Below are 23,938 nucleotides of genomic sequence, written 5' to 3'. Positions count from 1 at the left end.
CTAAGCGCGGCCGGGTGCGCGGGAACGCGCCTGTTTCGCGGGTCGGCCCGCGCGCAGCGAAGCGGACACCGCACCCGCCGTTTCGGCGAATCCGTCGAAATCTACGTCCGGCCCCAACGGCTGGAGCACCAGCGTCTGAGCTGGATAGCCGGCGAGTCCCGCGACGATCTCGTCGACCGTCCCGCTGACGCCGTAGCCGCCGGGTGCCAAACCGCGTTCCGCGGCCACATCGTCGAGGCGCTGCCGTCCGGTCGCACCGGGTACACACGCCAGGTACTGCACCGACTCAAATGGTGCGGAGACGACCCGGTCTGCCTGCCCGGCAGCCACGTGTCCGAGCGCTGCGCGGACGGAGTCAGGGGTGTTCCCGCTGTCGATGATCACGCCGTCGGCAATCTCACCGGCGAGCCGCAGCGTCTTCGCGCCGATCCCGCCGATGAGCACCGGAACGGGCTGGGGCGGCACCCAGTCCAGCTTCACCCCATCAAGACGCACGAACCTGCCTTCGGTGGAGACCGTCCGGCCGACCAGCAATTCCCTTAGCGCACTGTGGTATTCACGCAGCAGCGTCAGCGGAGAGGGCACGGCGGCCCCGGCCTGGCGCATCCAGGCCTGCACACCGTGACCGATTCCCACCCGGACCCGGCCGGGGAACATCGTGGCCAGGGTCGCGATCTCCATCGCAGTGGACACCACATTGCGCAGTGGCGCCGGGAGCACACCGATACCGACGGCGAGAGTTTCGGTACCAGCCAAGGCAACCGCCGCCTGCGCGATGCCGCCTTGCAGGAAACAGTCTTCCCACAACCAGAGTTCGTCGACGCCCGCCCGTTGCGCAGCTGCCGCACTGCGGGGCAGGGCTTCGGGTGAGCGGTCGGGACGAAACACCACCCCGACGCGGGGCGGGTGGCCGGTTCGGATCATGTTCGCCACCCTACGGTTACCCCGGCGCCGCCTGGAAAATCGCTTGCGGCCGTATGACACGGTCGTGTTGTGCGCACACTGGCGCAGTTGCGGACGGACGCTGCCGCTGTCTTCGCCCGACGCGCTCCCCGTCCAGACCCCGCTGGCGCGCCTGGTCGGATCCAAGGAATACCTCTACAGCTCCTACCACCTGGGAACGTTCGTCCCGTGACGGCTCAGCCCAGCGCGGCGCGCATCGCCTCTTTCGGGGCGGGCATCCCGGTGAACTGCTCCACCTGAGCGAAGGCCTGGTTCAGCAGCATCTGCAGCCCGTTGATCGCCTCACCGCCCGCCGCCTGGACGGCCTCGGCCAGCGGTGTCGGCCACGGATCGTAGATGGCGTCGAGCACGCGTGGCACCCCGGCCAGCGTGTCCGCATAGGCGGCGGCCGCCTCGGCCGGAATGGTGCTGACGGCCGCATCGGCGGTGGCTACCGCGTCGGTCAGCGCGGTGCTGCCGATGTCGCACCAGCTGCCCTGCGCTCCGCACCGCCCGGCCAACTCCACCAACCGTGACGCCTTGCCCTCATCGCGTGCCACGACGGTGATCCGCTGCACGCCGAGCTCGGCCAGGGCGACCACGGCGGCCGGGGCGGTACCGCCGGATCCGATCACCAGCGCCGAGTCACCGGCCGTGCCGAGCGCACCGATCACGCCGTCGATGTCGGTGTTGTCGGCACGCCAGCCACCGGTCGGCATCCGGACCAGGGTGTTGGCCGAGCCCACCAGCTCGGCGCGTTCGGTGCGCTGATCGGCGAACTCCAGTGCGGCGAACTTGCCCGGCATGGTGACCGACAGTCCGACCCATTCCGGGCCGAGGGCACCGACGAGGCCGGGCAGTTGTTCGGCCGTGCACTCGATGCGTTCATAGGTCCACGACGGCAGCCCGAGTGCCCGGTAGGCGGCCAGATGCAGCTGCGGCGAGCGCGAATGGGCGATCGGCGAGCCGAGAACGGCGGCTTTGCGCCCGCTGTTTGGCACTGCGGGGGGTGGCCTGTCTGGCACGGCGGCGGGTGGCCTGTCTGGCACGGCGGCGGGCCGCCTATCTGGCACTGTCGAGGACACCGTTGTGTTGCGCCAGTTCGATGTTGGCCAGGTGTTGGTCGTAGTCGCGGGTGAACAGCGTGGTGCCCTGTAGGTCGATGGTCACGAAGTACAGCCAGTCGCCCTCCGCCGGCCGCTCGGCGGCGGCCAGCGCTTCGGTGCCGGGCGAGCAGATCGGAGTCTGTGGAAGCCCTTGACTCATATAGGTATTCCACGGCGTGGTCCTGGCCCGGTCATCGTCGGTGGTCGCCACTTCCTGACGATCGAGGGGGTAGTTCACGGTCGAGTCGAACTCCAGCTTGCGGTGTTCGGCCAGCCGGTTGTAGATCACCCGCGCGACCTTGGCGAAGTCCTGTGGCTTGGCTTCGCGTTGTACCAGGGATGCGACGGTGAGGATCTGATACGGCGACATCTGCATTGCCGCAGCGGTGTCGAGCAGACCGCTCTGGGTGTAGTGCGTGGCGCTGCTGGCGATCAGGGTGGACAGGATGTCCTGCGGGGCGCCTGCGGGATCGACATTCCAGGTGCCGGGTGCGATCAGCCCCTCCAGCCGCCGGTGGTCGTTGGGCATCGCCGCGACGGGAGCGGCGGCCCAGTCCGGTACGGCCAGCGCCGCGGCGGGTGTCGATTGCGCGGCCGCGCGGAGCGCGTCGACCGGTACGCAGCGCTTCTCGCCGTCGAGTTCGACGCAGGAGGCCTGCGAGATCAGGGTGAAGACGCCTTCGGTGACGGCCTTGGTCTTGACATCGGCCGTGTCGTCGAGCTGGCGCCCCTCCGGAATCGTGAGCTTGCCCACTCGGCTCTCCGGATCAGCCAGGCGCTCAACGGCATTGGCGGCCGGGATCTCGGTGCGTAATTTGTAGAAGCCGGGCTGGATCGCCGAGATCGCCTCGTTCTCGTGCGCCGCGTCGACGAAGGCCTTGACCGTGGCGACCACTTTCTTGTCCTGCAGGGTCTTGGCGATGGCCGTAGTGGAGTCGCCGTCGTGGACCTGGACGACGACATCGGCCACGCCGTCACCCGCGTAGTCGTTGGCGGTGCCGGACATGCCGTGCCAGAACTTGGAGCCGAGGAACACCGCGCCGATCACCACCACGATGAGCGCTGCGATGGACAAGCCCCGGGTGGTGCGTCGCTTGCGGTCGTTGCGGGCTTTGCGGGCCCGGTCGGCCTTGCTCAGCCCGCGCCGCGGTGGTCCGACCGCCTCGGGCTTCGCTTTGTCGGCACCCCACTTCTCAGCCATCCATGCCCTCTCCGCGCGCAGCCAGAGCCGCACGTCGCTGATCCAGCCAGCTCTGCAGAATGCCAACCGCAGCGGCCTGGTCGATCATCGCTTTCTGTCCCTTTGCCCGAACCCCCGCTTCGCGCAACGACCGTTGAGCCGACACAGTAGTGAGCCGCTCGTCGGCCAACCGCACCGGTATCGGGGCGATCCGGCGGGCCAGCACATCGGCCAGTTCGATGGCGTCGACTGCTGAGGTGCCCGCCCGGTCGGCGAGCGTGCGCGGCAGCCCGACGACCACCTCGACCGCCTCGTACTCGCCGATCAGGTTCACCAGTCTGCGCAGGTGCTTGCCCGAACGGTCCCGCTTGTCCCGCTGAACGGTCTCGACCGGGGTGGCCAGTATCCCGTCGGGATCGCAACTGGCCACGCCGATCCGGACGGTGCCGACGTCGATGCCGATGCGCCGCCCACGTCCGGGGTCGTCGTCCCCTGGGCGGTCCGGTAGCCGGTCGTCGACCGTGTCGGACACGAAGCTAGCCCCGGCCGATCTCGGCGCGCAGCGCGGCCAATGCCGCGTCGATACCCGCCGCCCCCTTACCGGAACCTTGTGCCATGTCCACTTTGCCGCCGCCGCGGCCGTTGACTGCCGCGCTGAACGGTTTCACCAGCTCATTGGCGCGCAGCCCCAGATCCTGAGCGGCCGGGTTGACCGCGACCACGAAGGGCACCGCGTCGTCCTCGCCCTCGGCGATCAGTGCGATCACCGCCGGGTCGCTGCCGAGCTTGCCCTTGATGTCGCCGACCAGGGTGCGCAGATCACCGCCCGACATGCCGCCGGCCATCCGCTGGGCGACGACCCGGACCTTGCCGATGGTCTCGGCGCCGGCGGCCGCGTTGGCCGCCGCGGCCCGGGCGTTGGCCAGGCGGGCCTTGTCCAGTTCCTTCTCGGCGGCCTTGAGACGCTCGACCAGGTTGGCCACCCGGGCGGGCACCTCTTCGGAAGGCACCTTGAGCGACGAGGCCAGGCCTGCCATCAGGGCGCGTTCCTTGGCCAGGTGGCGGAAGGATTCGAGACCGACGTAGGCCTCCACGCGGCGGATGCCGGATCCGACCGAGGACTCCCCGAGGATGGTCACCGGGCCGATCTGGGCCGAGTTGCGCACGTGGGTGCCACCGCAGAGTTCCAGCGAGAACGGCCCGCCGATGTCGACCACCCGAACCTGGTCGGGATAGTTCTCGCCGAACATCGCCATGGCGCCCATCGCCTTGGCCTGGTCCAGTGCGGTGACGAAGGTGTTCACCTGGTAGTCGGCCTCGACGGCCTCGTTCGTGACTTCCTCGATCTGCGAGCGCTGATCGTCGGTGAGCGCGCCCTGCCAGTTGAAATCGAACCGCAGATAGCCCGGACGGTTCAGCGAACCGGCCTGAACGGCGGTGGGGCCCAGCACCTGTCGCAGTGCGGCATGCACCATGTGGGTGCCGGAGTGGCCCTGCGTGGCGCCGTGGCGCCACTTGGGATCCACTGCGGCGGTGACGGTGTCGCCCTCGACGAACTCGCCGGACTCGACGGTGATCCGGTGCGCCCACAAGGTCTTGGCGATCTTCTGCACATCGGTGACGGCTGCCTTGGCGGTAGCCGAGGCTCCGGTACCGGAAATCGCGCCTTCGTCGGCGATCTGGCCGCCGGACTCGGCGTAGAACGGGGTGCGGTCCAGGATCAGCTCCACACGATCGGCGTCCAGGCCGTCGTGGGTCACCACAGGCACCCGCTTGCCGTCCACAAAGATGCCGAGAATCCTTGCTTCAGTGGACAATTCGTCGAAGCCGGTAAACTCGGTGGGCCCGGCGTCGACCAGCTCGCGGTATGCGGACAGATCGGTGTGGGCCTGCTTGCGCGCGGCGGCATCAGCCTTGGCGCGCCGACGCTGCTCGGCCATCAGCGTCCGGAAACCCTCCTCGTCGACCCAGAGGCCGGCCTCGGCCGCCATCTCCAGTGTGAGGTCGATCGGGAAGCCGTAGGTGTCGTGCAACGTAAATGCGTCGTCGCCGGAAAGCACCGTGGCGCCCGATTTCTTGGTCGCGGCGGCGGCATCGTCGAACAGCTTCGACCCGGCGACCAGGGTCCGATTGAACGCGGTCTCCTCGGCGACGGCGATCCGGTTGATGCGCTCGAAGTCGGTGACCAGTTCCGGGTAGGACGGGCCCATCTCGTCGCGCACCGTGGACATCAGCCGACTCATGATCGGCTCCTCGACGCCGAGCAGTTTGGCGGAGCGGATGATGCGGCGCAGCAGTCGCCGCAGCACGTAGCCGCGGCCTTCATTGCCGGGGCTGACCCCGTCGCCGATGATGATCGCCGCGGTGCGGCTGTGGTCGCCGATGATGCGGTAGCGGACATCGTCCTCGTCGTCGCCGGCGCCGTATCCGCGGGGGGCGATCCCGGCCACCAGGTCGATCACCGGACGCACCAGGTCGGTCTCGTAGACGTTGTCCACGTCCTGCAACAGGCAGGCGATGCGCTCGACGCCCATACCGGTGTCGATGTTCTTGCGCGGCAGCGGGCCGAGGATCTCGAAGTCGTCCTTCGAGGTGCCCTCACCGCGCTCGTTCTGCATGAACACGAGATTCCAGATCTCGATGTAGCGGTCCTCGTTGGCCTCGGGCCCGCCCTCGATGCCGTATTCGGGCCCCCGGTCGTAGTAGATCTCCGAGCACGGTCCGCAGGGTCCGGGGATGCCCATCGACCAGTAGTTGTCGGCCATGCCGCGGCGCTGGATGCGCTCGAGCGGCAACCCGGCGACTTCCTGCCACAGCGCGATGGCCTCGTCGTCGTCCAGATAGACCGTTGCCCACAGCCTTTCCGGGTCGAATCCGTAGCCGCCCTCGCTGACCGGGTTGGTCAGCAGGGTCCAGGCCAGCTCGATGGCGCCCTTCTTGAAGTAGTCGCCGAACGAGAAGTTGCCGGCCATCTGGAAGAAGGTGTTGTGCCGGGTGGTGATGCCCACCTCGTCGATGTCAGGCGTGCGGATGCACTTCTGGACGCTGGTGGCGCGGTCCCACGGCGGCGTGCGCGCACCGAGGAAGTAGGGCACGAACTGCACCATGCCGGCGTTGACGAACAACAGGTTGGGGTCGTCGAGGATCACCGAGGCACTGGGCACCTCAGTGTGGCCCGCCTTCACGAAATGATCGAGGAAGCGCTTCCTGATCTCGTGTGTCTGCACGTTGCTCGTGTCCTCGTGTTCGTGGGTGGCTGGGGTTGCGCAGGCAACCACCAGTTCGACCGCTTTACATTACCGTTCTGCGCGTTCACCCCGAAAAGGGCGACAAGCCTCACGCCCCCAGAAAGCTCAGCCGCACCGAACGCTGCGGGTTGTCGCGGTTCAGATCGACCAGCACCACACTCTGCCAGGTTCCCAGCAACGGTCGGCCCGCCTGGACCGGCAGCGTGACCGACGGCGACACCAGGGCGGGCAGCACGTGATCTGCGCCATGGCCGAACGATCCGTGGCTGTGCCGGTAGCGGTCGTCACGCGGCAACAACCGTTCCAGGGTATCGAGCAGGTCGTCGTCGGAGCCGGCGCCGGTCTCGATGATGGCCACACCCGCCGTCGCGTGCGGGACGAACACGTTGCACAGGCCATCGCGGTGCGCGCCGCAGAACCTGCGTACCGAGTCGGTGAGATCGACGATGCGGCGCCGTGAGGTGTCCACGTCGATCACATCGGTGTCCATCGGCCCAGCCTACGAGCCTCGCGCCACACCATTGCCACCTGCGACACACCGGAGGATGGTTGGGAGTGGAACCGGTGGCGCCACCGGGGCGCCGCCCTGGCAGGAAGGGGTGGACCGTGTTCGCACGTTCAACCACGATTGCGGCGCGCACCCGGGCCGTCAACGCCGGTATCGCCCATGTCCGCGACGAGGTCATGCCCGCCATCGACACCATCGACGGTTGTGTGGGCCTGTCGCTGATGGTGAACCGGGAATCGGGCGAGTGTGTCCTCACCACGGCCTGGCGGTCTGAAGATGCCATGCATGCCAGTGCCGACGCGGTAGGGCCGATGCGCCATCGAGTGGTGGAGGCATTCGAGGGCGCTGCCACCGTCGACGAATGGGAGATCGCGCTGGTGCACCGCGAGCAGTACTCCCGACCCGGCGCATGCGTACGGGCGACGTGGCTGCGAACCCGCCCCGAACTGTTCGACCGGGCCGTGGACTTCTACCGCACCTCGGTGTTGCCCGCGATGGAGGATCTCGAGGGTTTCTGCAGCGCGAGCCTCATGCTCGACCGCGGGACGGGACGTGCGGTGTCCTCGGCCACTTTCGACAGCGCCGAAGCGATGGACCGCAACCGCGATGAGGCACGGGCGTTGCGCACCGCCCGGCTCCGCGACCTGAGTGCCGATCAGATCGATGTCGGAGAGTTCGAACTCGTGCTCGCCCACCTGCGAGTGCCCGAGATGGCCTGACCCGCCCCGGTTTTCGTTTGGCGCGGCCGGTATCAGCGTCGCCGGCGAATGATGGCCCGTAGCTTGTCCACCCGGGTGACCAGCTCGCGTTCGAAACCGCGCCCGGTCGGCTGGTAGTAGTCCACCCCCACCAGATCGTCTGGCGGATACTGTTGCGGCACAACACCATCGGGATGATCATGGGCGTACTTGTAGCCCACGGCGTTGCCGAGTTTCTGCGCTCCCGAGTAGTGACCGTCCCGCAGCTGCGGGGGCACCAACCCGGCCTTGCCGGCCCTGATGTCGCCCATCGCCGCACCCAACGCCGTGGTCACCGCGTTGGACTTGGGTGCGGTGGCCAGATGCACCGTGGCATGAGCCAATGTCAGCTGGGCCTCGGGCATCCCGATCAGCTGCACGGTCTGGGCTGCGGCTACGGCGGTCTGCAGCGCGGTCGGGTCGGCCATCCCGATGTCCTCGCTGGCCAGGATCATCAGCCGGCGCGCCACGAAGCGTGGGTCCTCCCCCGCCACCAGCATCCGGGCCAGGTAGTGCAAGGCCGCGTCGACGTCGGATCCGCGGACCGACTTGATGAAGGCGCTGACGACGTCGTAGTGCTGATCGCCGTCGCGGTCGTAGCGCACGGCCGCCTTGTCCAGCGACTGCTCGATGATCTCCACGGTGACCTGTTCACCGGGTTCGGCAGCGACTTCCAACGCGGTCAGCGCCCGCCGCGCGTCACCCGCCGAGAGCTGCACCAGCAGGTCGACGGCCTCGTCGGTGACCGCGACAGCACCACCCAAACCGCGCGGGTCGGTCATCGCGCGGCGCAGCACGATCTCGACGTCCTGCGGGGTCAGCGGTTGCAACTGCAGGATCAATGACCGTGACAGCAGCGGCGCGACCACCGAGAACGACGGGTTCTCCGTGGTGGCCGCCACCAACAGCACGACCCGGTTCTCCACCGCCGCCAGCAGCGCGTCCTGCTGGGTCTTGGAGAAACGGTGCACCTCGTCGATGAACAGCACGGTCTGTTCGCCGTGGACAGCCGCGCGCCGTGCCACATCGATCACGGCGCGGACCTCCTTGACGCCCGCGCTCAACGCCGACAGCGCCTCGAACCGGCGGCCGGTGGCCTGCGAGATCAGTGATGCCAGGGTGGTCTTGCCGGTGCCGGGCGGGCCGTACAGGATGACCGATGCCGCCCCAGACCCCTCCACCAGGCGGCGCAACGGCGAACCGGCCTGCAGCAGATGGGTTTGGCCGACGACCTCGTCGAGGCCCGCCGGGCGCATCCGCACCGCCAGCGGCGCCGTGCCGGGTGCGGCAAGCGCGCCGGGGTCACCCGGCCCCGGGTCACCTGGCACGTCGAACAAACCGTCTGACACGCCTTCTGCTTACCACGCCGGCACGACGGACTACGCCGGCGCGGTGACGAAGTCGATCAGTTCCTCGACCCTGCCGATCAGTGCGGGCTCCAGGTCGTTCCAGTCCCGGACCCGGCCGCGGATACGCTGCCACGCCCGCGCGATGTCGGCCTGGTCCTGGTGTGGCCAGCCCAGAGCCTCACAGATGCCGTGCTTCCACTCCACGTTGCGCGGGATGGTCGGCCAGGCCTTCATGCCGAGCCGGGCCGGTTTGACGGACTGCCAGATGTCGACGAACGGGTGCCCGACCACCAGGGTGTGCTCACCGCCGGGGCCGCGGCGCACCGCCTCGGCGATGCGGGCCTCCTTGGAGCCGGTCACCAGGTGATCGACCAGCACGCCCAGCCGGCAGCCCGGTCCGGGCGCGAACTCGGCCACTATGTCGGCCAGGTCGTCGACGCCGCCGAGGTATTCGACGACGACACCTTCGATACGTAGATCAGCGCCCCAGACCTGCTCGACGAGCTCGGCGTCGTGGCGGCCCTCCACATAGATCCGGCTGGCCAGCGCGACCCGCGCCTTGGCATTCGGCACCGCGACCGATCCCGAGGCCGTGCGTGCCGGCGCCGTGGTCCGCTTGGGCACCACGAGGCTCACCGGCTTGCCGTCGATCAGGAACCCCGGCCCCATCGGGAAAGCCCGCACCTTGCCCCGGCGGTCTTCGAGTTCGACCCGGCCGCCCTCGATCCGCACCACCGCACCCACGTAACCGCTCTGGGCATCCTCGACGACCAGGCCCTTCTCCGCAGGCTGCTCCTTCGATCGAGTCAGCTTCGGGGTGTGCGGATTTCGGGCCAGAATGTCGGAACCGTAGCGATCAGTCACGCGGCGATCCTAGGAACGCCTGCGGCGAAAGCAGGGTTGCGACATACGATCGTGATCGTGCTGTTAGATCGGCCGACTGCCGATGGCATTGCCGACGGGACCATCTCGCTGGTGCTACGGCGTTGGGACAAGCCCCGGGCCAAACCGGGCGGAACCCAACGGACCCAGGCCGGCACGATTCGTATCGAGTCGGTCACCGAACACCCGGGCGGTTACCGCGTGAGCACCGCGCAGGCCCGCGCCGCGGGATATCCGGATGCTGCAACAGCGCAGGCCCAGCTCGACCGGAGACCCGCCGCGCACACCTACCTCGTCGCAGTCTCCTACCTGGGCCCGGACGAGCGGCCCGATCTGGCCGCCGACGACACACTTACCGACGCCGACATCCAGCTGATCGATGCCCGGCTGGACCGCTGGGACACGGCCAGCGGTGACGGCGCGTGGACCCGCAGGTACCTGACGATGATCGCGGCCAACGAGGCCGTCCGCGCACCGGATCTTGCGGCGCGCGTCGGCCTCGAAGTGCCGCGGTTCAAGCGACGGGTCCGTCAGCTCAAGGGGCTGGGCCTGACCATCAGCCTCGACGTCGGCTACCGGCTCGCCCCACGGGGGCGTGCCTACTTGGCGGCCACCAGGGTCAATCCGGATTCGTGAACCGGGCGAGCGCGATGCCTCCCACGATCATCGACAGCGCCAGGGCGCGCCCCGCGCTCAACGGGTCCCGGTGGATGAGCACACCCAGAGCGATCGCACCGACCGCGCCGATGCCGGTGAAGACCGCGTACGCGGTGCCGACCGGCAGACCGCGCATGGCCAACGACAGCAGGTACACCGACAGCGCACCGACCGCAACGCACACCACGGTGGGCAGTGGCCGGGTGAATCCTTCGGTCGGCTTGATGCTCTGCGACCAAGCGACCTCCACCAGGCCCGCCAAACCCAGTATCAGCCAACTCATTTCGCGTACTCCACGGCCAGGGTGCGGGCCACTGCAAGGGCCTGCGCCAGCGATTCGTCGTGTGTCGACCGAAACTTCGCCAGCGCGGGATCTACCCGGGCGTTGGCCATCTCGGCATTGATGAACACGGTGTCGGTCACGCCGTAGTGCCCGGCGACGAAATCCCGCAGGAACCGTTCCTGGTAGTCGAACGCGGCTTTCGGCGAGCCGGGTGAGTATGCGCCACCACGGGCAGTTGCCACGACGAATCGTCTCGGCGCCAGGGACATTCGCGGAAAGGTCACCTGGTCCAGCCAGGCCTTGAGCGAGGCCGGGATGGAGTAGTTGTACATCGGCGTGGCGATCAGCACGACGTCGGCCGAGCGCAGTTCACCCAGCAGCGGTTTCACGATCGCCCAGGCCGCGGCCTGCTCCGGCGTGCGCGCCAGCTCTTCGAGCCGGTCCAGATCGGTATTGCCTGCGGCCAGTACCGCGTCACAGAGTTCGGTCCAGCCCTCACCGATGAACGGCACCGGATCGGCCGCGACATCCCGGTAGAGGTATCGGCCGTCCGGATGTGCGGCCTGCCAGGACCGGGCGAACTCCGCGCCGATCTGACGACTGACGGACCGATTGCGGGCGCTCGCGTCGATGTGAAGAAGCGTGGTCATGCCTACCTCCGAGTTAAGTGGACAATACGTCCGGTTCAGCATCGCAGGTAACCGGACATTTCGTCCATTTATTTCCCGGATCGGCTACAGTGCAGTGATGGACATCGGCGCAGACCTCCTTGCGTCCGACGACGCCGGCTCCGAACGGGTCGGCGCGCTGCGGGCCGATGCGGCCCGCAACCGCGCGAAAATCCTTGCCGCGGCGGCCACGGTGTTCGCCGGCCGCGATCCGCGAACGGTCACGATGGACCACATCGCCACGGCAGCCGGCGTCGGGCGTGGCACGCTCTATCGCCGTTACCCGAGCACCGGCGCCATAGCCGAGGCTCTGCTCGACGAACACGAACGCGCACTACAGCAGCAGCTATTGTCCGGCGAGCCGCCGCTGGGCCCGGGTGCGCCACCGGCCGAGCGACTCGCGGCGTTCTACGCGGCGATGATCGAACTCCTGGAGACGCACGCCGATCTGGCGCTCGGCGCCGAGACCGGGGGCGCGCGGTTCACCACCGGTGCATATGGTTTCTGGACCGCCCATGTACGCGCACTGTTGATGGAAGCCGGTGCGGCTGAACCGGATCCATTGGTCGATGTGTTACTGGCGCCCTTGGCGGCAGAGAGCTTCGCCCACCAGCGCGCGCGTGGACTGAGCGTCGAACAGATCAAGGGCGCGCTCTCCCGGCTCGCCCACGGGATTCTCGATCCCGGTAGTCCGCCGGGGGTCTAGGCGGTGAGCTCGTCGATGACGGTGTGAACGAACCGCATCTTCTCCAGCACCGCCGGGGGCAACACGAACGGGTAGAGATCGTCGTGTCCCATCGACCGGTTCACCATGTTCAGCGACCATGCCAGTGGCAGCCACATCTCGATGATCGTGTCGAAACCGCTGGGCCCCAGTATTTTCCGTTCGAAGGTTGCCCCGGACGGAGCAAATCCATAGGCCGCTGCAGTATCCAGGGTGTCGCGGATGTGCAGATAGTGCGCGAACGTCTCGGCCCAGTCTTCCGCCGCGTGCATACTGGCATACGACGACACGAATTCGTCATCCCAGCCCGCGGGCGGACCGCTCTGGTAGTGCCGGTCCAGGGCGGCCTGATAGTCGGCGTCCGGATCCCCGAACAACTCACGGAACCGCGCGGAGTAGCTCGCCGACGGGGCAACCAGCCGGTAGAAGTAGTAGTGGCCGATCTCGTGGCGGAAGTGGCCCAGCAAGGTGCGATACGGCTCGTCCATCGCGATCCGGAGCTGCTCGCGGTGCACATCGTCGCCTTCGGCGAGATCCAGTGTGATGACGCCGTTGTGATGGCCGGTGAAGACCTTCTCGGACTCGCTGGAAAGCAGGTCGAACGCCAGCCCGAACTGGGGGTCCTGGTCGCGGCTGACGATCGGCAGCTTCAGTTCGTGCAGTTCGGCGATCAGCCGGCGCTTGGCCTGCTCCGCCTCGGCGAACGACGACATCGCCGCGGTATCGGTGTCGGCCGGCCGGGTCCGGGTGAGTGCGCACGAGGCGCAGAGCCGGCCGCCCTGCCCGATGTGCACCAGCCAATTGCATTCGGCCAGATGCAGATTCGCGCACAGCTCGTACTGGCCCTCATCGACGGCACCGGCGTGACCGTTATGATCGGTGTCGGTGATCACCAGCAGCGCCATGTCGTCGAGCGAGAATCCCAGGGCACTGCCGCACGAAAGGCACAGAGAGTTCTCGAAAGCCAGGTGCTGGCCGCAGTTCGGACAGGTGAAATCACGCACGCAGCGATCCCCCTCGAACGGGCGGGTGCGGTGCCACATCCACGGACACCTCGATCACACTACTGTCCGAATCCGTGTAGATGATGCCGCGCAATGGGGGTACATCGGCGTAGTCGCGGCCGAACCCGGCCACGATGTAGCGCTCGTCGACCATCTGATCATTGGTCGGATCCATTCCCAGCCAGACATTCTGCGGCGTCCACACCGACGCCCAGGCATGTGTCGCGTCCACCCCGATCATGCGTTCCTTGCCCGGCGGCGGATCGGTTGCCAGATAGCCGGAGACATAACTGGCGGCCAGACCGTTGGCGCGCAGGCAGGCGATGGCCAGCCGGGCGAAGTCCTGGCACACCCCCTCGCGCGCCGCCAGCACCTCGGCCACCTGGGTGGACACCGTGGTCGAGCCGGACCGGTAGGTGAAGTCGGAGTAGATCCTCGACGTCAGGTCCCGCAGCACATCGATCAGCGGCCGTCCGGGCACGAAACTCGGTGAGGCATATTCGCGCACCGCGTCGGTGATCTCCGGCGGCGACAGGTCCAGGGTGAACTCGGCGGCCAGCGCACCGTCGCCGCCGACCGGGCGGGCCAGCTCCCACGGCGCTCTGGCCGAAGCACCGGAATAGCGTTCGGGTGTATGCGGATCCACCTCCACCACGGAGTGGCTCGTGATGCTCAGCGTGCGGTGGCGTTCGGTGACGTGGAAATACGAGCTGATGTTGCCGTAGGCGTCCCGGCTGGTGGAACGATCGGCCGCGTCCGGTTCGAGCACCAGCTCGTGGGACAGGCAACGTTGCCAGTCCAGGTCACGAGGCGTGAGAAAACCACGGCCGTAGGAGCTCGTGACGTCGTCGGAGTAGCGATAGACCGTGCGATGGGTGATGTCGTAGCAGCGGGTGCCGGGTTGGGTCATGGCACCACCCGCCGTTCGTCAGGTCCCCACAACGGTTGCATGCCGCCGGGCAGCGACAGGTGGGCCGCGGTGATCACTCCGGACAGGTCCCGCAGGCCGGCATGCATGCCGTCGAGCAGGGCAGCCAACTCGGCGCGGGTCCCCTCGCCGGTGACCTCCTCGAGGTCGGCCGGGTCGAGCCGGCGCAACCGGGTGGCCAGTTCGTCGACCAGACGTTCTGAACGCGACGAGCCCGACGATCCGGGCAGGGTCTTGAGACCGGATCGGATCCGCTCCAACTGGTAGATCAACGATCTGGGGTTCTCGGCATCGAACAACACCAGTTCCGCGATCGCTGCGATCTTGATCTGGCCGGGATTGCGCCGTCGGTAGATCACCGACGATTCGCAGGCGACCAAGGCCGACTCGGTCACCGCGCGTTCGGCTTCCGCGCTGCGCATCGTCGTCAGGGTGGCTCGCAGCAGCGCGGTGAGCGCCAGGCCCCGCTCGATGCGCTTACCGAGATCCATCATGGTCCAGCCGATGTCCTGCACCATCGACTCTGCCGCCACCCCGGACAACGCCAGCATGCCGGCCAGGGTCTGGCTGTGCGCATTGGCGAGGTAGAGGTCCGCGGAGGTGGGCGATTCGGGCGGAGCGGCCGATGGCCGCAGCACGGCACGTTCGACCCCGGCCAACACCATCCAGGTGTCGTTGGACATCTGGTCACGCACCGAGCGGGCGGCCAGCGCGAGGCGCTCCACCGATTGGGCGAGCGAGCCCGACCGGTGCCGGTCCGCGGTGGCCGACCACAGTGTGGCCGGGGCGATCGCGATCATCTCGTGATCGTCGTCGGCATCGCCGGTATCGGTGCCCGTGATCGATCCGAGCGCCGCCAACAGCACCGGAACACATTGGCTCTCTTCGAGATCCGGGCGATAGCGGAATTCGTGGTAGCGCTCTCGGGTGACGGTGAGCAACCGGGCCGTGCTCTCGGCACGTTCGGCGTAACGCCCCATCCAGAACAGGTCGGAGAGGACACGCGGCGAACTGACCGCCCGGGTAGAGCTGGGGATCGCGCCGGGCGCCACCAATTCGACCGAGACCACCGGGGCGCGCTCGGCTGTGACCCGCTGCGGGGTCCGCACCCAGACATCCTTGGCGGCAAGCGTGTTCATCCGGTAGGCAGAGTTTCCCGGGGCGACCACGTAGCCCAGCCCACCGATCATCGGGGCATACCCGCCGCGTTGCGCCACGGTGAACAACCGCATGCCGACATTTCCGGCCGACAACCCCTTGGCCCGATAATCGGTTGGTGCGGTGGAGAACTGAGGTAACTCCTGCCCCACCCACTCGACCGGTTCAGCCTCGATACGTGCCGCCAGATTCTCGCGATCTGCAGCCGACAGCGTCGGCCCGACGATCATCTCACCGCCGCTGACGGGCCGGATCAACAGTGAGGTCAGCTTGGTGAGCAGATGGGAGCGTTCGATGTCGATGCCGCCCCAGTACATCGGAGCGGCCGTCAGTTGCGGTTTCTCATCCAACAGCAGCTCGGCCAACTCCGGCAGAAATCGGGCCAGACCCGGACTTTCCAGAATCCCGCTGCCCAGCGTGTTGACCACCGTCACCGCGCCGCGGCGCAACACCTCGACGAGGCCGACCACGCCGAGCCGGGAATCGGGGCGCAGATCCAGCGGATCCATGTAATCGGCATCGACACGGCGCAACACCACGTCGACGCGTTTGAGGGTGCCCAGCGACCGCATCCACAGCGTGCCGTCACGGACCACCAGATCGGCGCTCTCCACGAGTGGGAAGCCGAGCACACCGGCCAGGTAGGCCTGGTCGAAGGCTGTCTCAGAATGGATTCCGGGGCTGAGCACCACGACCACAGGCTCTTGGGCGGCCTCGGGCGCCGCGTCCAGAAGGGCCAGGCGCAGCGCCTGCGCCCACGGAGAGGCCGGCCGCGGGCCGATCCGCTCATAGAGGTCGGGGGCCGCGTGGGCGATGACGCGGCGGTCGGCCAACGCGTAGCCGGCGCCCGAGGGTGCCTGCGTCCAGTCCGCATTCACCATGAAGGAGCCGTCGTCGCCGCGGCTGACGTCGCAGCCGTGCAGAAACAACTGATGGCGTCCTGGCACCACGACGCCACGCGCGGCGCGCACGTATCCGGGATGGGCGAACAGCAACTGGGCGGGCAGTACCCCGCTGGTGATCGAGCGGCGGGCACCGTACAGATCGGTGAGCACCGCATCGAGCAGCCGGGAACGCTGCACCAGACCCGATTCCAGCGAATCCCAGTCCTGCGCCGAGATCACCAGCGGCAACGCATCAAGATGCCAGGGGCCGGGTACGGCGGTGCCGTCACCGTCGGTGACCACCTCCCCGTGACGGTCCACCTGGATGTAGGTGATGCCGTCGTTGTCGACGAGGCCCCGCACCACGGCGCGGAGCCGGTCCAGACCGTCACGGCCCCGCTCGCCGACGCCCTCGGCCAGCTCCCGCCAGGCCGGGCGGACGTCGCCCGAGGCATCGACCAACTCGTCGTAACCGGCACCGCCGCCGTCGTCGCGCACGTCGAACAGCGCCTGCTGGGCCCGGGAACTGCGATAGGCGGCCAGTACGCCGTCAACATCCACACCGGTGTCCGCGGCAACACCAGTGGCTTGGGCTGACTCCGGTGAGCCGTTCGCACGTAGAACCATCAGTTAAGAACGGTACGCACCCGACGTAGATCCAGAATTCCGGGCGCGCCGACATCAGTGGATTGGCGTGCCTGCTTCTCCCTCAGATCCGCCAGGTCGATGGTGCCCGGGGTGAATCCCGCCGCTTCGAATCGACGGCCACGCCGCGACTCGGCCTCGACCGCGTTGACCGGTGGGGTGTCGTAGGACCGTCCACCCGGGTGTGCCACGTGGTACGTGCAGCCGCCCTTGGACTGCCCGGTGCTGCCGTCCACCAGTTCGAACTGCAGCGGGGAGTCCACGGTGATCGTCGGGTGCAGTGCGCTGGGCGGCTGCCAGGCACGGAACCGCACACCGCCCACCTGGACGTCGGGATTGTCGGTGGCCAGCAATGGGATCGGGTAGCCATTGGCGGTCACGATGTAGCGGTGCCGGTCGGCCCCGACCAGCCGCACCTGGACCCGCTCCACCGACGAGTCCACGTAACGGGCGGTGCCCCCGGCAGTCGACTCCTCCCCCAACACATTCCACGGTTCGATCGCGCCGCGCAGCTCGATCTCCACGCCGTCGCAGACCGTGGTGCCCACCCGCGGGAACCGGAACTCGGTGAACGGATCCAGCCAGCTGGTGTCGAAGTTGATGCCATGCGCCCGCAGGTCGGCCGCGACCTCGGCGATGTCATGAATCAGGAAGTGCGGCAGCAGGTATCGGCCGTGCAGATTTGCACCGTGCCGGATCAACGGAGCCCGCAACGGCTCCTCCCAGAACCTGGCGACCAGCGCGCGCACGAGCAGCGACTGCACCATCGCCATCTGGAAGTGTGGCGGCATCTCGAAACCCCGCAACTCCAACAGCCCCAGGCGCCCCCGCGCGCTGTCGGGGCTGTAGAGCTTGTCGATGCAGAATTCGGCACGGTGGGTGTTGCCGGTGATGTCGGTGAGCAGATGCCGGAGGGCACGGTCGGTGACCCAGGGATTAGCGGAACCGGCCACCGTGCCGTACGCGCCGCCTGCGGCGGAAAGCCGCGCGATCTCGGCGAAGGCGATCTCGAGTTCGTAGAGCGCTTCCGACCGGCCCTCGTCCACCCTCGGCGCCTGTGAGGTGGTGCCGATGAACCGGCCGGCGAACAGGTAGGACAACGAGGGGTGGCGCTGCCAGTAGGTGAGCAGCGACACCAGCAGATCGGGCCGGCGTAACAGCGGTGAGTCGGCCGGAGTGATGCCGCCGAGGGTGATGTGGTTGCCGCCGCCGGTACCGCCGTGGGTTCCGTCCACGTCGAACGATTCGGTCGACAGCCGGGCCTGCCGGGCCTGCTCGTAGAGGGTCTCCAGTTGGGCCTTCTGTTCGGCGAAGCCGGCGGTCGGTGCGACGTTGACCTCGATGACGCCCGGATCCGGGGTGATCGACATGGACGCGATGCGAGGGTCCGGCGGCGGCCCGTACCCCTCGATCACCACCGGCGTGTCCAACTTGGCGGCTGCGGATTCGACGCGGGCCACGAGGTCGACGAAATCGTCGAGCTCCTCGGTCGGGGGCAGGTAGATATAGAGGAACCCGGACCGGATCTCGGCGACCAGCGCCGTGGTCGGTGCTTCGTCGGCGGGCTCGAGCGCGGCGTCGTCGGGTTCGGCGCGCACGTCGGTGCGCCGCGACAGCGGGTCGGCGTCGTAGGCCGGGCGCGGCGGATGCCAGCTGATCGCATTCAGCGGCAGCCGCAGCCCGGCCGGCGAATCACCCTCCGTGAGCACGATCCGGCCACGCCGCAGCTGCCAGTCCGCGCTGGCCCAGCCGGACCCGTCGGCGCGGCGGTGCAGGGGCAGGACGTAGGCGGCGGGCTGATCGACCGGGGCATCGAGCCGGGCCAGCAGCTCGGCCCGGGCGTCCGGGGTGTCATCGGCCAGGTCGTCGGCGGCGGCCACCGGCTCGCCGGCCGGCTGCCGCGCGGCGGCCGCCAATCGGCTCAGCGCATCCTCATATGCCGGGCGAACCTGACCGGCGGGAAGCCCGAAGTCGGCGGCGACCGCTGCGAGGATGCGCTGACCGGCGTCGTCGGCCAGGGCGGGCACCGCACCACCCCACGGATCGGCCAGCAGCGCCGCGTCGTTCCACAGTGGCTGATCGTCGGTACGCCAGACCAGGCCGATCTGCCAGCGCGGCAGGGGCTCGCCCGGATACCACTTGCCCTGGCTGCGCTGGATCAGCCCGGCCGGGGCCCACACCGCCTTGAGACGCGCCGCGAGCACCGAGGCTCGTTCGCGCTTGTGCTTGCCGTCGGCGTCGGTGGTCCATTCCGGATCGACCTGATTGTCGATCGAGACAAAGGTCGGCTCGCCCCCGACGGTGAGCCGCACATCGCCGTCGGCCAGGCGCTGATCCACCTCGGCACCCAGCTTCGTGATCGCTGTCCAGGCCGCGTCGGTGTACGGCAACGTCACCCTCGGGTCCTCGTGGATCCGAGTGACCACGTTGGAGTACTCCAGCGCGGATTCGCACGGTCCGGTGGCGCCGGTGATCGGGGCCGCCGATTCCGGGTGCGGGGTCGCCGAGAGCGGGATGTGGCCCTCCCCGGCGAACAGTCCCGACGTCGGGTCCAGGCCGATCCAGCCGGCCCCCGGGATGTATGCCTCGGCCCAGGCGTGCAAGTCGGTGAAATCCGCGGCGGGGCCTGACGGTCCGTCGAGGGCCTCTACGTCCGAGGTCAGCTGGACCAGGTAACCCGAGACGAACCGGGCCGCCAACCCCAGCCGACGCAGGATCGACACCAACAGCCACGCCGAGTCGCGGCACGAACCGATTCCGGTGCGCAGCGTGACGTCCGGGGTCTGCACACCGGGTTCCATCCGGACGGAGTAGCCGATATCGGCATTGACGGCACGGTTGAGCGCGACCAGATAATCGATCGTGCGGGTGCCTGGCGGCACGGTGAAATTGCTCACCCACGCCTTCACCAGTTCGCCCGGACCGGATCCCTCGGCCTCCTCGTCGACCGGGCGCAGGTATGGCTTGAGATCCTCCAGCAGGGCTTTCGGGTACTCGAAGCCGAAGCTCTCTGCGTAATCCTCGATGAAGAAGTCGAACGGGTTGATCACCTTGAGATCGGCGATGAGCCCGACGGTGATGGTCAGCATGCGCGTCCGGTCCGGGAACACCAAGCGGGCCAGGAAGTTACCGAATGCGTCCTGCTGCCAGTTGATGAAATGGCCGGCCGGCTCGACGGTCAGTGAGTACGCCTCGATGGGGGTGCGAGAGTGCGGCGCCGGGCGCAACCGGATGACGTGTGGATGCAGCTCCACCAACCGGTCGAAGGTGTAGCTGGTGCGATGCTCCAGCGCCACTTTGATCCCCATCTACAGATCCCACCACATGGCGAACTCCCCCGCACTGCGTGCAGCGGGCGGTCACGGTTGATGCGCCCGGATTCGGCCGTAGTCGGTCAGCGCTGGTTGAATTCAGCGGTGAGGTAACTGAGGTGAAGGGATGTGGCCGCCCGCGATGTGGAGCACCGTGCTGGTGATGGCCGCCGTGGCGGCAATCGATCCCCTGAGAATCGGGGTCGTTGCCTTCATGCTGTCGCGGTCACGGCCCTTGCGTTTGCTGCTCCCGTTCTTTCTCTTCGCCTTCACCGCCAACGTCGCAGTGGGCGCCGCGGTGGTGTTCGTGTTCAAGAACGCCACGGGCGACGGCGGAAGCACGATGCCGCCGGGACTGGAGATCGGCATCGGCGCCGTGGCGCTGGTGATCGCTGTCCTGTCCGCGACAGGACAGCTCGAACGCCTGGTCAACCGGGTGCGCGCGCGACGGGCCGTACCGGTCGCAGTGGGTGACGGCACCGATACGCCGCCCGCGGAGGAGGCGGTGCCAGGTCTGTCGAAACTGCCGGCGGGGATGCAGGCCGCCCTGCGTGGTGAGGCACCGTGGGCCGCCGCGCTGCTGGGCCTCATCAACGGTTTCCCCACGCCCTACTACCTGGCCGCGATGGCTGCGGCCCTCACCTCAGGTGCCGCATTGGCCGAGCAGATGGCCGCAATGGTCGTGTTCAACCTCGTCGGTTTCCTGGCGGCGCTGATCCCGATCATCAGCTTCTGGGTGGCGCCGGAGGCCACCCGGTCGGGTGTGGAGCGGCTGTATGCCTGGATGGGCCGGCACCATCGCCTGGTGGTGGCCGTGATCGCCGGCGCGGTCGGAGTGTTCTTCTTGGCCTCGGGCATCAGCCACTTGTGACGGCGCGGCGAACCTTCGTGCGACTGCCGACTTTCGCGCGACGGTAGACCGCGAGCGTCAGCACACCGGCCATGGTGATACCCAGCAGGTTCACCAGCAGCTGCAGCACCGAATCGGCGGCGACATCCCAATCGCCGACGGTGGCGGCCACCACCGCGAAACCCGCGGCGGGGACGGTCGTCACCGAGATGAAGACACCCACCAGCGCGGCGGATTTCGACGATACGAGCGACAGCATCCCGGCGGCGCCCGCCAGCAGTGCGACGACGAATGAGAACGGTCCCACCTGGAAGATGAAGTCGACCTGGGTGAGTTCGCTGAACGTGGTCAGCTGCACCCATCCGAGCGCTTCGAATCCGAGTGTTGCCAGCCCGGTGACGACCATGGCCACCGGGAATCCGACCAGCAGCGCCGCGCCGGCCCGCCGTGCCAGCGAGACCCGGCGTTGGACGAGCGCGACGGCGAGCGCCGCGAGCGGTCCGAACTCAGGTCCCACCACCATGGCGCCGACCACGGTGATCGCCGAGTCGGTCACCACTCCGATGGCCGCGAGCAGGCACGCGATGCACAGGAACATCAGGAACGTGACACTGAGGCTGGACTCCTCGCGGGTCCGCGATACCAGCTCATCCCAGATCACCGCATCGGCTCCGTCACCGCCCGCGACATCCTCGGCGTGGTAGGCCGCGCTCGACAGCACGGTGTCGAGCGGCTCGAGGGTTATGGCGCCGAAGTGCTGCACATCAAGGGATTTCAACCGCTGGACAATCTCATCGGCCGCTTCCCGGGCGACATCGGCGGTGATCTGGTCACCGGCGGGATCAACCGCGGCACCGGCCAACAACACGATGTGGGCGACGCCGGGCTGCTCTCGCAGGACACGGAGAATCGGCTCGCGCAGATCGGCCGGCGCTATGACGCGTAAGTGCAGCACCGGCCGAGACTAGCGGTTTCAGTCCCACCAGAAGGCCCACAGGGGGTGAGCCAGCATGCGCGCCAGCGCGTCGAGTGAGCCGGCCTGGGTGTTGACCGAATCGTCGCAGTACAGGTAAGCCTCCAGCGCGGCCGCCAGACCCTCCTGCCGGGTACGCGGCGGCTGGTCGACGGTCAGCAGTAGTGACTCGTCGTCGAGGGCGAGCAATTCGGTCCCGTAACGGTCTGACCAGCGGCGCAGGATCGCTGCATGCTCGACACCGCGAACGTCCGAGTTGATCGCGCCCGACCATTGGAGCAGGCCGGGTACCAGCCAATCGGCAGGGGTGGGCACCAGGGCCAACTGCGTGTACTCACTGCGAGAATCGAACTCGGCGAACTGCTGTTGCCAGTCTTCGGAGTCGACGGCCTCGAAGGCGGCCGGATGTCTCGGGATGTTGTATTCGGCTGTGCGCTCTTCGAATTCACGTTGCAGCCAGCGGACTCCGTCGAGTTCGGCCGCAAGCACGGGGCTGTCATCGGCGATACCGTCCATCCCGAGCCGGTGCCAGGCCGATTTGGTGAGCAGCACGGGCCACAAGCCCGTCGCCGGGAACTGGGAACGAACTGCCAGCCATGCCGCGGCGGCGGGTGCACCGGGCGGCACCGGTACCGACCACATGGGTGCCCGGTGGGCCAGCACGTCGTCATGGCGTTCCAGTTCGCCGAGATGGACGCCGAGCAAGGCCAGCGCGGCCGCCGGATCGGTAGGCGGCCGTACCGCGGCTGGTGGCGGGCCGGACGGGTCGGGCCTGAAGGGCGGCTGGGCAAGGGGCAGAACAGGTTCCGTAGCAATGGATTCCGGAAGGAACGGCCGTGCGGACGACGGCGCGAACGCTTCGACGGCCCGGCCGGTAAGGGCGCGGGCCAACCCGGTCAGGTCCGCGCTCACAGCGGCCACAGTGTTGTCCTGGATCGCCCAGACGGTCGGGTCCAGGTCGGGCCCCTGCCGGAGGAACGCGACGCCGTAGACCGGTACCACCCTGGGCTGATCGGCGAGCTTCGCGCTGGCGAGCCTCAGTGCCGCGTCACCACCGGGGTTGTGGCCCCAGGCGGAAAGCCACAGTTGACCTTCGCGCACCGCATGCAGCAACTCGCGAACCGGCCGACCGATGTGCATCCGCAAGGTCACCTCGTCGGCGTTGCGCCAGTCAGGCCAGCCGGAGCCCACCGGCACTCCGGCGGACAGGAAGTCACGGTGATCAGTGTTGAGCCGCAGAGAGAACCGGGACTCGAGGGCGTTCAGTTCGGCTTCGGTGAGTCCGGGTTCGATACGCCATCGGCCGTCTTCGGCGAGCGTCTCCAGCGCACGCGCACCCACCGTCACGACGTGCGACGCTCGACGCGGACGACGAGTTCGTCGGCCGGCACGTGGTGTCCTTCGTCACAACGGATTTCGACTCCGGCCAGCGCACCGCACCCGTCATGTGCGAGCCGCAGTCCGGTGTCGTTGAGATGCTTGCGACCCCACTCGAACATGGCCCACACCACCGGCATGAAGTCGGTTCCGGATTCGGTGAGCACGTACTCGTCGCGCTCCCGCTGACCGGGCTCGCGATAGGGCCGTTTTGCCAGCAGCCCGGCCGCCACCAGGTCGGACAACCGTGCCGAGGTTGCCGCCTTGGTGATCCCGACCCTGCGGGCGAAGTCGTCGAAGCGGGTCGTGCCGTAGAAGGCCTCGCGCATGATCAGCATCGCCGACTTGGTGCCGGCGAACGCCATGGTCCTCTCGATCGGGCAATGACCCACTGCCGACCAGCTGTCCCGGTCGGCGAGCTTGCCCTGCAGCATTCCCACGGAATCAAACCCCATCCCTGAGTTGTTCTCACTATACCCAGGTGTTATACCTGGGTAGTCATCACAATACTCAGCGTGGAGCAT

22 protein-coding genes are annotated in these 23,938 nt (G+C 68.0%); 5 read left to right on the top strand and 17 right to left on the bottom strand.

What is annotated here, in order from left to right:
* Positions 1-924: an LLM class flavin-dependent oxidoreductase gene (locus ACZYZ7_RS03490; RefSeq protein ID WP_463740205.1), complete on the bottom strand. Its 924-nt coding sequence runs from the start codon at positions 922-924 to the stop codon at positions 1-3.
* Here ACZYZ7_RS03490 and ACZYZ7_RS03485 point away from each other — a divergent pair.
* A complete protein-coding gene (locus ACZYZ7_RS03485) occupies positions 923-1,135 on the top strand; it encodes a hypothetical protein (RefSeq protein WP_463740204.1) in 213 nt (70 codons plus the stop codon). The two genes, ACZYZ7_RS03490 and ACZYZ7_RS03485, sit on opposite strands and share 2 nt — an antisense overlap.
* 4 nt (positions 1,136-1,139) lie before the next feature.
* Here the strand turns inward: ACZYZ7_RS03485 and ACZYZ7_RS03480 are convergent, their stop codons facing one another.
* The 5 genes from ACZYZ7_RS03480 to ACZYZ7_RS03460 all read right to left on the bottom strand — a co-directional run bounded on the left by ACZYZ7_RS03480 (position 1,140) and on the right by ACZYZ7_RS03460 (position 6,954).
* On the bottom strand, positions 1,140-1,967 hold the full coding sequence (locus ACZYZ7_RS03480) for a shikimate dehydrogenase (protein WP_463740203.1): 828 nt from the start codon (positions 1,965-1,967) through the stop codon (positions 1,140-1,142).
* 37 nt (positions 1,968-2,004) lie between these two features.
* On the bottom strand, positions 2,005-3,249 hold the full coding sequence (locus ACZYZ7_RS03475; protein ID WP_463740202.1) for an endolytic transglycosylase MltG: 1,245 nt from the start codon (positions 3,247-3,249) through the stop codon (positions 2,005-2,007).
* Positions 3,242-3,760, bottom strand: coding sequence for a Holliday junction resolvase RuvX (gene ruvX / locus ACZYZ7_RS03470; protein ID WP_135454096.1), 519 nt, complete (start codon positions 3,758-3,760; stop codon positions 3,242-3,244). Before ruvX ends, ACZYZ7_RS03475 begins: the two co-directional genes overlap by 8 nt.
* A gap of 4 nt (positions 3,761-3,764) precedes the next feature.
* The gene (gene alaS / locus ACZYZ7_RS03465) at positions 3,765-6,455 is read right to left on the bottom strand and encodes an alanine--tRNA ligase (RefSeq protein WP_463740201.1); all 2,691 of its coding nucleotides are present in this window, start codon (positions 6,453-6,455) and stop codon (positions 3,765-3,767) included.
* A 109-nt stretch (positions 6,456-6,564) separates the two neighbouring features.
* Positions 6,565-6,954: a secondary thiamine-phosphate synthase enzyme YjbQ gene (locus ACZYZ7_RS03460; protein ID WP_170856270.1), complete on the bottom strand. Its 390-nt coding sequence runs from the start codon at positions 6,952-6,954 to the stop codon at positions 6,565-6,567.
* A gap of 128 nt (positions 6,955-7,082) precedes the next feature.
* Here ACZYZ7_RS03460 and ACZYZ7_RS03455 point away from each other — a divergent pair, with 128 nt between their 5' ends.
* On the top strand, positions 7,083-7,703 hold the full coding sequence (locus ACZYZ7_RS03455) for a hypothetical protein (RefSeq protein ID WP_463740200.1): 621 nt from the start codon (positions 7,083-7,085) through the stop codon (positions 7,701-7,703).
* A gap of 32 nt (positions 7,704-7,735) precedes the next feature.
* Here the strand turns inward: ACZYZ7_RS03455 and ACZYZ7_RS03450 are convergent, their stop codons facing one another.
* The gene (locus ACZYZ7_RS03450) at positions 7,736-9,070 is read right to left on the bottom strand and encodes a replication-associated recombination protein A (protein WP_463740199.1); all 1,335 of its coding nucleotides are present in this window, start codon (positions 9,068-9,070) and stop codon (positions 7,736-7,738) included.
* A 30-nt stretch (positions 9,071-9,100) separates the two neighbouring features.
* Positions 9,101-9,934 carry a DUF3097 domain-containing protein gene (locus tag ACZYZ7_RS03445; RefSeq protein ID WP_463740198.1) on the bottom strand — a complete coding sequence of 278 codons (834 nt, stop codon included), beginning with the start codon at positions 9,932-9,934 and terminating at the stop codon, positions 9,101-9,103.
* Between the two features lie 57 nt (positions 9,935-9,991).
* On the opposite strand from ACZYZ7_RS03445, the gene ACZYZ7_RS03440 reads away from it, so the two are divergent.
* Positions 9,992-10,588, top strand: a complete 597-nt coding sequence (locus tag ACZYZ7_RS03440) for a hypothetical protein (RefSeq protein WP_135454084.1) — start codon at positions 9,992-9,994, stop codon at positions 10,586-10,588.
* Here the strand turns inward: ACZYZ7_RS03440 and ACZYZ7_RS03435 are convergent.
* Entirely contained in the window at positions 10,572-10,892 is a 321-nt protein-coding gene (locus ACZYZ7_RS03435) for a DMT family transporter (RefSeq protein ID WP_463740197.1), read from the bottom strand. The genes ACZYZ7_RS03440 and ACZYZ7_RS03435 overlap by 17 nt on opposite strands.
* Positions 10,889-11,542 carry an FMN-dependent NADH-azoreductase gene (locus ACZYZ7_RS03430; protein WP_135454080.1) on the bottom strand — a complete coding sequence of 218 codons (654 nt, stop codon included), beginning with the start codon at positions 11,540-11,542 and terminating at the stop codon, positions 10,889-10,891. Before ACZYZ7_RS03430 ends, ACZYZ7_RS03435 begins: the two co-directional genes overlap by 4 nt.
* A gap of 97 nt (positions 11,543-11,639) precedes the next feature.
* On the opposite strand from ACZYZ7_RS03430, the gene ACZYZ7_RS03425 reads away from it, so the two are divergent.
* A complete protein-coding gene (locus ACZYZ7_RS03425) occupies positions 11,640-12,266 on the top strand; it encodes a TetR/AcrR family transcriptional regulator (RefSeq protein WP_135454078.1) in 627 nt (208 codons plus the stop codon).
* On the opposite strand, the gene ACZYZ7_RS03420 is transcribed toward ACZYZ7_RS03425, so the two are convergent.
* The 4 genes from ACZYZ7_RS03420 to ACZYZ7_RS03405 are packed head-to-tail and all read right to left on the bottom strand — an operon-like array spanning position 12,263 to position 20,211.
* Positions 12,263-13,288, bottom strand: a complete 1,026-nt coding sequence (locus ACZYZ7_RS03420; protein WP_450069263.1) for a zinc-binding metallopeptidase family protein — start codon at positions 13,286-13,288, stop codon at positions 12,263-12,265. The two genes, ACZYZ7_RS03425 and ACZYZ7_RS03420, sit on opposite strands and share 4 nt — an antisense overlap.
* The gene (locus ACZYZ7_RS03415; protein WP_463740196.1) at positions 13,281-14,198 is read right to left on the bottom strand and encodes a transglutaminase family protein; all 918 of its coding nucleotides are present in this window, start codon (positions 14,196-14,198) and stop codon (positions 13,281-13,283) included. Before ACZYZ7_RS03415 ends, ACZYZ7_RS03420 begins: the two co-directional genes overlap by 8 nt.
* Entirely contained in the window at positions 14,195-16,885 is a 2,691-nt protein-coding gene (locus tag ACZYZ7_RS03410) for a circularly permuted type 2 ATP-grasp protein (protein ID WP_135454072.1), read from the bottom strand. The genes ACZYZ7_RS03415 and ACZYZ7_RS03410 overlap by 4 nt, the downstream gene beginning before the upstream one ends.
* Positions 16,885-20,211 (bottom strand): transglutaminase family protein, encoded by a 3,327-nt coding sequence (locus ACZYZ7_RS03405; protein WP_450069062.1) that lies wholly within the window; start codon positions 20,209-20,211, stop codon positions 16,885-16,887. The genes ACZYZ7_RS03410 and ACZYZ7_RS03405 overlap by 1 nt, the downstream gene beginning before the upstream one ends.
* Positions 20,212-20,341: 130 nt before the next feature.
* Here ACZYZ7_RS03405 and ACZYZ7_RS03400 point away from each other — a divergent pair, with 130 nt between their 5' ends.
* The gene (locus ACZYZ7_RS03400; protein WP_286174895.1) at positions 20,342-21,085 is read left to right on the top strand and encodes a GAP family protein; all 744 of its coding nucleotides are present in this window, start codon (positions 20,342-20,344) and stop codon (positions 21,083-21,085) included.
* Here ACZYZ7_RS03400 and ACZYZ7_RS03395 read toward each other — a convergent pair.
* The 3 genes from ACZYZ7_RS03395 to ACZYZ7_RS03385 are packed head-to-tail and all read right to left on the bottom strand — an operon-like array spanning position 21,072 to position 23,869.
* Positions 21,072-22,019 (bottom strand): DUF389 domain-containing protein, encoded by a 948-nt coding sequence (locus ACZYZ7_RS03395; RefSeq protein ID WP_135454068.1) that lies wholly within the window; start codon positions 22,017-22,019, stop codon positions 21,072-21,074. The two genes, ACZYZ7_RS03400 and ACZYZ7_RS03395, sit on opposite strands and share 14 nt — an antisense overlap.
* Positions 22,020-22,037: 18 nt before the next feature.
* A complete protein-coding gene (locus ACZYZ7_RS03390) occupies positions 22,038-23,384 on the bottom strand; it encodes a DUF4253 domain-containing protein (RefSeq protein WP_135454066.1) in 1,347 nt (448 codons plus the stop codon).
* Positions 23,381-23,869 carry a winged helix-turn-helix transcriptional regulator gene (locus ACZYZ7_RS03385; RefSeq protein WP_450069060.1) on the bottom strand — a complete coding sequence of 163 codons (489 nt, stop codon included), beginning with the start codon at positions 23,867-23,869 and terminating at the stop codon, positions 23,381-23,383. The genes ACZYZ7_RS03390 and ACZYZ7_RS03385 overlap by 4 nt, the downstream gene beginning before the upstream one ends.
* Between the last annotated feature and the right edge of the window lie 69 nt (positions 23,870-23,938).

This window comes from Mycobacterium sp. IDUB_17 (assembly GCF_055419465.1).
This window is presented reverse-complemented; position numbering and strand designations above follow the sequence as displayed.